General features: G+C 39.4%; 4 protein-coding genes. 3 read left to right on the top strand and 1 reads right to left on the bottom strand.

Features of this window, described 5'->3' with window-relative positions:
- Window positions 1–592: 592 nt before the first annotated feature.
- From H4J65_RS14075 to H4J65_RS14065, 3 genes are read left to right on the top strand one after another with little or no spacing between them, the layout of a single operon-like run.
- The gene (locus H4J65_RS14075; RefSeq protein ID WP_182198585.1) at window positions 593–2,404 is read left to right on the top strand and encodes an assimilatory sulfite reductase (NADPH) flavoprotein subunit; all 1,812 of its coding nucleotides are present in this window, start codon (window positions 593–595) and stop codon (window positions 2,402–2,404) included.
- Complete coding sequence (cysI, locus tag H4J65_RS14070; protein ID WP_182138129.1) at window positions 2,404–4,146, top strand: assimilatory sulfite reductase (NADPH) hemoprotein subunit; 1,743 nt, start codon at window positions 2,404–2,406, stop codon at window positions 4,144–4,146. Before H4J65_RS14075 ends, cysI begins: the two co-directional genes overlap by 1 nt.
- Entirely contained in the window at window positions 4,139–4,900 is a 762-nt protein-coding gene (locus H4J65_RS14065; RefSeq protein ID WP_182198584.1) for a phosphoadenylyl-sulfate reductase, read from the top strand. Before cysI ends, H4J65_RS14065 begins: the two co-directional genes overlap by 8 nt.
- A 114-nt stretch (window positions 4,901–5,014) precedes the next feature.
- Here the strand turns inward: H4J65_RS14065 and H4J65_RS14060 are convergent, their stop codons facing one another.
- Window positions 5,015–5,926 (bottom strand): TIGR03899 family protein, encoded by a 912-nt coding sequence (locus tag H4J65_RS14060; protein ID WP_182184622.1) that lies wholly within the window; start codon window positions 5,924–5,926, stop codon window positions 5,015–5,017.
- Window positions 5,927–6,000: the final 74 nt, after the last annotated feature.

Here is a 6,000-nt window from a genome sequence, read left to right as displayed (position 1 = left end):
TTCCGAACTCAGAAGTGAAACGTGTTAGCGCCGATGGTAGTGTGGGAGTTCCCATGTGAGAGTAGGACATTGCTAGGCTTCTATTTAGAGAAACCCGTAGCTGACGCTACGGGTTTTTTGCTTTCCGGGATTTGATAAATAAAGCTTGAGATTTGAACATTAGCTTGTTGTAATATCAAAGGCTGTAAAGCGTTAAACTTTGTTATATATCAAGGCACCAATCTATATTTACACTTTAGAGATCTTTAGTTAAAGCTACTTTTTTAAGTCTTAAGTTTTGATGGTTAATAACAATTAAATATAATTGCTATAACATCAGTTTTTGATCAATAGTTAATATTACTGCAACTTAAAGGTCTTCGTCTAAATTGACCTTGTTCTGTTGTTTAAATCAAAAATATCCTCCAAAAAACACTGTCATAGTCATTACATTTTTGACATATAGCTAGCGTGAGTAGCTGCTATGAGTTTTATGTTATAAGTTTATCTCCCTATATTCTATTTTTGCATAAAAAAGCCGTTTATATTCTTTTTATTTCAACGTAAATCAGTTTATTATGACGTCATTGATTAGTAATAGGTGTATTGCCAGATGTCGCCAGAACCACAGAAATTAAACCAAACAATGCTAGATACCAACCAGTTGGCATCTTTTCAGCAAAGCATCAACAATCTTTCTCCACTTCAATTAGCGTGGGCTAGTGGCTATTTGGCCGCTAAAGCAGAAAATGTTACTAATGCTACAGTTCCCGCGGCCATTGCAAGTGCTGCTCCAACAACTTTAACTATTTTGTATGGCTCGCAAACGGGCAATGCTAAAGGTGTTGCTAAGAGTTTAGCGGCCCAAGCCAGTGCTCAAGGTTTGAATGTTGAATTAAAAAGTATGGGAGAGATTAAGCCTAAGGCCATTAAAAACATTACTCACTTACTGATAGTAGCAAGTACCAATGGTGAAGGCGAAGCACCAGACGATGCTATTGCATTACATGAATTTTTGGCTTCAAAGAAAGCGCCTAGACTTGAACATTTGAATTACAGTGTTTTGGCACTGGGTGATACCAGTTATGAGCTTTTCTGCCAAACAGGTAAAGATTTCGATCTGAATTTAGAAAAATTAGGCGCAAAAAGAATTGCACCTCGATTGGATTGTGATGTTGACTACGATGAGGCAGCTAATACTTGGTCAGCTACTGTTATTACTAAAGTTAAAACCCTACTTAGTAGCGAGGCTAGCGCTAGCAATGTAGTGGCATTAGCCAGCGTGAACAGCACAGAAGAACTTTATACTAAGCAAAAGCCATATACTGCTGAACTATTGCTTAGCCAGAAAATTACCGGTCGTGATTCAGCTAAAGATGTACGACATGTTGAAATAGATTTAGGCGACTCAGGGTTAACTTATCAAGCCGGTGATGCCTTAGGTGTTTGGTTTGAAAACTCTGTTTCATTAGTAGATGAGCTTATTACGGAACTAGGGTTTGATGATCAAGAGAAAGTCTCTACAGGTGATGAAAGCATAACACTTGGTGAAGCATTAAAGACCAAGTTTGAAATAACTCAAACTTCAATTCAGTTTGTTAATTTTTGGGCTGAAAAATCACAAGCGACTAATTTGCTTGATATTTTAGATGATAAGAGTGCGATGCGAGAGTATGCCGCTAATCATCAAGTCGTTGACGTAGTTAAATCTGCGCCATTACCGAATGAAGTTAAGTTAAATGCTCAAGAGTTTATAGATGCGTTACGAAAAATAACGCCAAGACTTTATTCTATCGCGTCCTCTCAAAGCGAAGCGGAAGAAGAAGTGCATTTAACCGTTGGGCTTGTGCAGTATCAGACTGAAGAGGCTAACCGTCAGGGTGGTGCGTCTGGATTTTTAACCAATGGTATTGAAGAAGGTGGTGCAGTTAAGGTGTTTGTTGAGCACAATGACAACTTTCGTTTACCAGCCAATAATGAAACACCCGTGATTATGATCGGTCCAGGTACTGGTGTTGCGCCATTTAGGGCCTTTATGCAAGAACGTGAAGCTACTGAAGCCGCAGGTGATAATTGGTTGTTTTTTGGTGACCAAACGTTTACGCAAGACTTTCTTTATCAAGTTGAATGGCAAGGCTATCTTAAGTCAGGCTTGTTAACCAAAATAGATTTAGCCTTTTCTCGTGATCAAGCGGAAAAAATTTATGTGCAAGATAGATTATTAGAAAATGCTGATGAAGTTTTTTCATGGTTAGAGCGAGGTGCACATATTTACGTTTGTGGAGATATGAGCCGAATGGCAAAAGATGTTGAGGTGGCTTTATTAACTATTATTGCCAATAAAGGCCAATTATCAGCAGAACAGGCAAGTGATTATTTAAAAGATTTACGTAACGCTAAGCGTTACCAGAAGGATGTATACTAATGACTGATTTGACTAAAAAAGATCAAGCAAATGGCCCTTTAATTGTCGAAGGCAAACATGCCGATAATGAAAGGTTAAAAGCGGAAAGTAATTACTTACGTGGCACGATTGTCGATGATTTAAAAGATCATGTTACTGGTGGCTTTACCGCTGATAACTTTCAGTTGATCAGAACACACGGTATGTATCAGCAAGATGATCGTGATATTCGTAATGAGCGTGCTAAGCAAAAACTTGAACCACTACATAATGTTATGCTGCGTGCTCGTATGCCTGGTGGCATTATCACGCCAACACAATGGTTAGGTATTGATCAATTTGCTCGTGAAAAAACTAGTTACGGCAGTATTCGTATTACTACCCGTCAAACCTTTCAGTTTCACGGTGTGTTAAAGCCAAATATTAAGTTAATGCACCAAACACTGAACCATTATGGTATTGACTCTATTGCTACGGCAGGTGATGTAAACCGTAATGTGCTTTGTACGACGAATCCAGTTGAGTCAGAACTACACCAAGAAGCGTATGAATGGGCTAAAAAAATCAGTGAACATTTGTTACCTAAAACACGCGCTTATGCAGAAATTTGGCTAGATGGTGAGAAAATTGAAGGTGGGACAGAAACCGGTGAAGTAGAGCCGATTTTAGGTCCAAACTATTTACCACGTAAATTTAAAACTACGGTAGTTATTCCACCACATAACGATGTTGACGTACATGCTAATGATCTAAATTTTATTGCTATCGCTAAAGACGGCAAACTGATTGGTTTTAATGTTTTGGTCGGTGGTGGTTTAGCGATGACCCATGGCGATAAATCTACTTATCCACGTAAGGCGGATGATTTTGGTTATGTTGAGCTAGCTAAAACTTTAGATGTTGCTAGTGCAGTAGTTACTACTCAACGAGATTGGGGTAACCGTGTTAATCGTAAGAATGCGAAAACAAAATACACCTTAGATCGTGTCGGTGTTGAAGTCTTTAAGGCTGAAGTTGAGCAACGTGCCGGTATCACTTTTGCAGAAAGTCGTCCTTATGAATTCACCAGTCGAGGCGATCGTATTGGTTGGACTGAAGGCTTTGATGGTAAACATCATTTAGCCTTGTTTATTGAGAATGGACGTCTGCTTGATAAGCCAAATTTGCCATTAAAAACCGGTGTGGCTGAAATTGCGAAAATCCACAAAGGCGACTTTCGTATGACCGCCAACCAAAATTTAATTGTGGCGGGTGTTGCAAGCGAAGACAAAGCTGAAATTGAACGCTTAGCACGCGCACATGGCTTAATGGCTGATAGTGTTTCTGTACAGCGTAAAAGTTCAATGGCCTGCGTGGCTTTTCCTACTTGCCCGTTAGCAATGGCTGAAGCGGAAAGATATTTACCTGGTTTGGTCACTGATGTCGAAGCTATATTAGCGAAGCATAATGTCGCTGATGAAAGTATTATTTTACGAGTAACAGGCTGCCCGAATGGCTGTGGACGCGCCATGTTGGCCGAAATTGGGTTAGTCGGTAAAGGTCCTGGCAAATACAATATGCATTTAGGTGGTAATGTTGCCGGTACGCGCATACCTAAAATGTATAAAGAAAACCTTAATGAAGAAGATATTTTACAAGAGATTGACAGTTTAGTTGCCCGTTGGGTGAGCGAGCGTAACTCAGCCGAGGCTTTTGGTGATTTTGTGATTCGAGTCAGTATTGTTGATGAAGTTAAAGTTAGCAAGTGGGATTTTCATGACTAAGATTATTACAGCGAGTACACCTCCGCTGATCAGTAATAAATTTCCAGCGTCGTTACCAGAACCTTGGTTAAAGCAGTGGAACGAATTATTAGAAAAGCAGTCGGCAAGCCAACGCGTAGAATGGGCAATGGAAAATTTACCCGCGCAATTTGTTTTATCGTCGAGTTTCGGTATTCAATCTGCGGTAATGCTACATATGCTGACCAAAATTGAACCTAATATACCGGTATTAATAACCGATACTGGGCATTTGTTTCCTGAAACCTATCAGTTTATTGAGCAACTAACAGAGCGCTTAAAGTTAAACTTACAAGTGTTTAGTGCGAAAGAAAGTGCGGCATGGCAACAAGCTAAGTTTGGGCAAGAGTGGGATGGCGATGAAGACTCGTTGAAAGCTTATAATCGCCGTAACAAAGTTGAGCCATTAGAGCGTGGCTTAAGTGAGCTGCAAGCGGGTACTTGGTTTTCTGGTGTTCGTCGCCAACAATCTAGCCACCGTGAAGGTTTATCGGTAGTCAGTATTTTACGAGGACGCTTTAAAGTACACCCGATTATTGATTGGACCAATAAAGACGTGCATGAATACTTAACGGCAAATAATTTACCTTATCATCCGCTGTGGGAAGAAGGTTATGTTTCAGTAGGCGATGTACATAGTACGCGACCATTAACTGCCGGTATGGATGAGAGCGACACACGTTTCTCTGGTATGCAAAGAGAGTGTGGTTTACACACTGACGGTGATGGTATTTAAGCTCATTACTATAAAAAGAATGTGCGAGACGCATTCTTTTTACTGTCTAACTTACTCATCTAACTCATCTATCAATAGTAAAAATCTTATCCCTGTTATTCAGCCGTAAACTTCCTAGCTATCGATAGCAAAATTTTCCGCCAGTTGCGTTTTAATTAGCGTTAAATAATGCTCGTTTTCATCATCAGTAACTAAGTGGGCGAGTTCAGTGCCAATGGGAGTGAACTTATAAAAAGTGAGTATGCAATCAGCTTTTTTTGCGACAAAGCTAAGTTGTTTACCATGATAATTAAATTGAATTTTTTCTCCCTTGGCAAAGGAGTGGCTTTCTGTTTCTTGTTCAAACAGTAAGTGGTTATCGGCCAAAGTTAAGATGTCAGCGTAGCTTAATCCCACTTGGTTAAGGTCGAGCCGTTGTTGTCGCTGCTTATTAAACAAATTGAATAATTTGGGGATTTGATAAGCGCCGCTGATGATACGAATATTTTTTTTACGTGCATCAGTCATCGCGACACTGCAAGCTTTTGCCAACAGCTTTGCTTCAGTAATACTCATGGTTCTAAATGCTTGTAAGGTTTTTAGTGAAAAAGAGCCAGGTTGAGATACTTCACCGGCTAAAATTTTCGCCCATAAGTCCTGCATATTTTTATTACTAATACTTTCAGCAAGTGTTAAAAAAGAGCTAAACCAGTCTTGATCTGCTCTGTCAGTAATTGTCTCATCCGAGCAATACTGAACAGCGCGTACAATGATAGCTTCCATATTTTGTTGTTTTCTTAACTGGTCAAGTTTCTTTCGTCGGTTGGCTCTTTCTTCCAAAGGGACTTGTTTGGTTTCCGGTGAAAATGCAGCGCTAAGTGAAAACTTTTTTGCCAGTACTAATAATTGCTTTTGTGAGGAAGCGTTGACGTTTGCATGAGCATTATTTTTAGGTGTGACGGTTTGTTCATCATTTTCGACGATAGCGGATTTACTTTGTTCTACAGGATGCTCAATTATTTTATTTTGATCAATCGAATTTGACATCAGTTGTATCCCTTAAAACTATCAAATGTTGGAAAAATGCTGGAAATTCCAACATAATATTGCCAAAAAATTAT

Origin of the sequence: Colwellia sp. MB02u-9 (assembly GCF_014077085.1) — a bacterium.
Lineage (GTDB): Bacteria > Pseudomonadota > Gammaproteobacteria > Enterobacterales > Alteromonadaceae > Cognaticolwellia.
Note: the sequence above shows the minus strand (reverse complement) of the source record. Positions and strands in the feature narration are given on the sequence as shown.